This is a genomic window from Halomonas sp. (assembly GCF_052095765.1).
Classification (GTDB): domain Bacteria; phylum Pseudomonadota; class Gammaproteobacteria; order Pseudomonadales; family Halomonadaceae; genus Halomonas.
In genome coordinates this window covers 6,414-6,830 of the sequence record NZ_JBQDJZ010000115.1, presented here as the reverse complement: position 1 = coordinate 6,830, position 417 = coordinate 6,414, and the positions used below count along the sequence as shown (strand labels likewise).

1 protein-coding gene is annotated in these 417 nt (G+C 58.5%); it reads right to left on the bottom strand.

Translation table 11 applies throughout. The features are described 5' to 3' along the window. On the bottom strand, window positions 1-417 hold a 417-nt coding region (locus tag ACTH3D_RS12000), incomplete at both ends, for an ATP-binding cassette domain-containing protein (protein WP_441667360.1).

The window sequence follows — 417 nt, the reverse complement described above, 5'->3', positions numbered from 1 at the left end:
CAATTCTCCTTGGGGACACTGGCAGCTCGTTGAGATACGACTCGTTGAGATGCGACTCGTTGAGATGCGACTCGTTGAGATGCGAGTAGTGCTGCGCGGCCACGGGGGCCATGAAAGTATTCGGCGATCCAATCGTTGGGTGTCGCCTCTACCACCTCAAGGCGGTCGGCAACCAACACATGGCGCTGAGAAAGTACGGCGACGCGGTCGCAGGCGGTATACAGCGTATCGAGGTCGTGAGTGACCAGAAATATGCTTAGACCAAGAGCGTCACGTAACGTCATGACCAGTCGGTCGAATGCCGCCGCACCGATGGGGTCAAGGCCGGCTGTTGGCTCATCCAGAAATAGCACTTCAGGATCAAGCGCAAGGGCGCGGGCGAGTGCGGCACGCTTGATCATGCCGCCAGACAGCTCT